Annotated in this window: 2 protein-coding genes; both read right to left on the bottom strand. The window is 61.8% G+C overall.

The annotated features are described in order from the left end of the window. The coding region (locus FGA82_RS28025) for a hypothetical protein (RefSeq protein ID WP_141129605.1) at positions 1-339 on the bottom strand (339 nt) is incomplete at its 3' end. After that, positions 336-3,242 (bottom strand): type VI secretion system tip protein VgrG, encoded by a 2,907-nt coding sequence (locus tag FGA82_RS28020; protein WP_141129604.1) that lies wholly within the window; start codon positions 3,240-3,242, stop codon positions 336-338. The genes FGA82_RS28020 and FGA82_RS28025, both read right to left, overlap by 4 nt. Positions 3,243-3,405: the final 163 nt, after the last annotated feature.

Raw genomic sequence — 3,405 nt, 5'->3', positions numbered from 1 at the left:
GCGCAGGGTCATCCGCGCCGCGGCCATCGACGGCGGCAACGGCAAGACGCCGATCAGGTTGATGCCAAGACTGGCCCAAGCGAGCAAGTCGCGTTGCTTGGCGTTCGACAGGGTGACGATGTCACCCAGCGCATCGACCAGCGCCATGATGTTGCCCACCACCGGCAGGAAGCCGGCGTAGTTCTTGATTCGATCAAGCGTGACCACGCCATCCGTAGCCGATTGCAGCCAAGCATCGAAGGTTGCCGCACTGCTGGCGACGTCCTGAATGTCAATGGCATTCAATGGAACGATGGCAACCTGAGGTTCACGTTTTACAGCAGCTACTTCAGTCGTCATGACAGCATCTCACCCGCCAACAGGCCCGGGGTTTTCAAGGAAGGTTTTGGCAGACTCGGTGCGGGCAGGCTCGGCAACTTGCCCGCCTTGCTTGCCGCCCCTAGAAGCCCCGAAGCACTCGGCATTGCCGCACTCGCCAATTTCGGCAACCCGGCCACACCGCCCTGCACCACACCTTTCACTTGCTGCGCCGTTTGCATCGCACCTTGCGCGGTCTGCATCGCACTCATCCCTGTTTGCGCCATGTCCTTACCCTTCTCCAACATCTCCCAGCTCTTGCTAGGCAAGACCTGCGCGACCATCGCCTGCACTTGGCTCGGCACGTCTTCGGCCCCCGGCGGATTCAACGGCCACTCCGGCTTGCCGATGTAACTGCCATCGCTCCAGGTGTCCGCCGGATCCTTGCCGAACAGCACCCGCGCAGGCCCCGGTGCGGCGCCGGCGACGCTGGCGAAACCCTTGCCGTCGAGCTTGCCTTTGATGCTTTTGCCCAGGGCATCGATGACTTCGTAATCGCCTTCCTTGATGCCTTGTCGCCCGGCGTACTGGTTGAACAATTCCAGGTTGCCCTTGCCCGGTTTCGGCGGTTCCGGGAATACCCCGGCGAGACTTTTCGCGCCGGTGTAGGCGAAGTTCGCCGCGTGCGCGGTGTACGGGCCGCTGGTGGCGTGGGTGATGCCGCCGGCGTTGTAGGTCGTGGCGCTGCCGCCGCCCTGAATCACCAGTTCGGTCTTGGCGGTGATGGTGATGCGGTCGGCGTTGGCGGTGATGTTGAGTTTGGCCAGCAGGTTGATGCTGTCCTTCAACGCGCGCACGTCGATGTCGCCGGAGGCCGCGACCAGCCGCCATCCCATGCTTTGCACGAACAGGCGCATGCCACGACTGGCGCTGGCCAGCAGGCGTTTGCCGATCGACAGGCTGGTGTGACCGGTACTGCTAAGCGCCAGGTGTTCGCCGGTGGCGATGTGGCTGGAGCGCGGCGTGGTCAGGGCAATGCCGGCGGGACTGGCGAGGACCAGATGCGGCTCGGTGAACTCGGGGAATTCGTTGGCGGTGAGGTTGGCTGGACCGCTGCCGAGTACGCCTTGGTGCTGGGCGTGCAGCGCTTTGGCGACGTCGTCCTGATCGCCGGCCTCTTGGGCCTGCAACTCTTTCGCTTGAACGGCGAATCCATCTTGCTGATCGCTCGCAGTGGCGAGGCGTTCGGCAGTTTCCGGCAGGTCCTTGTGGTGCTTGGATTCGTTCGGGCGTGGCTCGGTGGTGATCAGCAGACCGGCCGCCGCACGCACGGCACCGTGGCGATCGGTTCTTAACTCAAAACCTTCACCGCGCGGCTGACCACCGCTAGGACGCGGATGGGTCAGGTAACCGAGGTTGATCGCACTCGCACCGTGGTCGCTGCGCAGCGCGATGCTGATCTCGCTGGTGGTGTCGTCGATGCGCAGTTCGTTGGCGCGGCTGCCCTTGTATTCCTTGCTCTTGACCGTGGCCAGGGTCTTGAAATCCGGCAGTTTGTACGGCGGCAGATTGGCGCCGTGGTACAGGCAACCGGTGATCAGCGGCTGATCGGGATCGCCCTCAAGGAAGGTGATCAACACCTCCATGCCAACACGCGGAATGTTGATCGAACCAAAGGTTTCCGCCGCCCAACTCGACGCGACGCGCATCCAGCAACTGGTCATGTCGTCGTGCTTGCCTTCGCGGTCCCAGAAAAACTGCACCTTCACCCGGCCGTACTGGTCGCAGTAAATCTCTTCGCCTTCAGGGCCGCAAACCACCGCACTTTGCGTGCCGAGGACTTTCGGTTTCGGGTGATCGAGCGGCGGACGATACGGCACGTCCCACGGGATGGCGCTGAAGCGGTTGCGGTAGCCCTGGTGGAAATCGTCCTTGTTGTCGGTGGTGTCGCTGGTCACCGACTCTTCGAGTACCTGAGGCTGTTTGCCTTCGTGGAAGATTTCGGTGAGCAGCCAGAGGTCATTCCACGTCGGGTTGGCGTGGTCGGTCAGGGCGAGGAAATGCCCGCTGACGAGGATCGGCTGATCGCTGTTGCCTTCGGCAAGACGATAGTCACTGCGATGCCGTTCCAGCGCGCGATTGGCCAGGTGCTTGCCACGCTCGCGATCGACGAAACGGCCCGGATAATCGTAATCCTCAAGGTCCGGTTGGGCGCTGCTTTTGGCGTCGCTTTCCAGCTCGATTTTCGGTTTGACGAAGTCGTAATCACGCCGCGTGGTGCGGCTGGTGCGCGTGGCCAGACGCAGGCCGAAGCGCTTGACCACCGGTTTGTCGGCGACCAGTCCGGAGTCCTGCTGATAGGCCACTGGCGTGAGTTTCGGGAACACCGTCTGGTCATCGCCGAAGGTCAGTTTGTGGCCGCTGGACGTGTGCTGGAAGTGGTAATGAATCCCCTCCTCCTCGCACAAGCGCTGGATGAAATCCAGGTCCGACTCGTCGTACTGCACGCAATAAATGCGCTCGGGATAAATCGCGCTGAGCTGGAAGTGGTAATCGCTGGCAAGGATGCCGTGTTCTTCCAGCACTTGGCTGATGATCTGCTGCACGGTCATCTGCTGGAAGATGCGCTGATTGACCCGATGCGCGAGGTACGCCAGTTGCGGGCGCAGGGAAATCTTGTAGCGGGTCAGGCGTTTGCCCGCCTCGCCCTGAGCGATGCTGTAGACCAGCCCGTGGATGCCCGTACCGGTTGGCGACAGCTGAAGAAACGCCAGTTTGTGCAGCACGCTTTCAAGGTTGATCGAGGCCTTTTCGCTGACCAGTTCCAGCTCGAATTCGAACGGCGTGTTGAGGGCCTCACGACCGGTGAACGACAGCACTTGAAAGTCGCTATCGCCGCCATCGACGGTCAGGTTGAAATGAGGCTGGTTGGCCGGTGAGAACATCCCTTGTTCCTCGCGCAGTGCTGCAACGCGCAACAGCCCCTCAAGGGGCTATTGGCAAAAATTCTTTAAAAGTGAGTGCGCCCCGACCAGCGATGCCGGCCGGGGCGGTACAACTGTCAGCCGCGATTAAACGACTGGAGCGCGCCAGTCATCGGAACCCGAA

This window comes from Pseudomonas fluorescens (assembly GCF_005938625.1).
GTDB lineage: Bacteria > Pseudomonadota > Gammaproteobacteria > Pseudomonadales > Pseudomonadaceae > Aquipseudomonas > Aquipseudomonas fluorescens_BD.
This window is presented reverse-complemented; position numbering and strand designations above follow the sequence as displayed.

What these genes read in the sequence shown, in the direction of transcription:
- FGA82_RS28020 (WP_141129604.1), bottom strand. Translation starts at nt 3,242, where the DNA reads ATGTTCTCACCGGCCAACCAGCCTCATTTCAACCTGACCGTCGATGGC.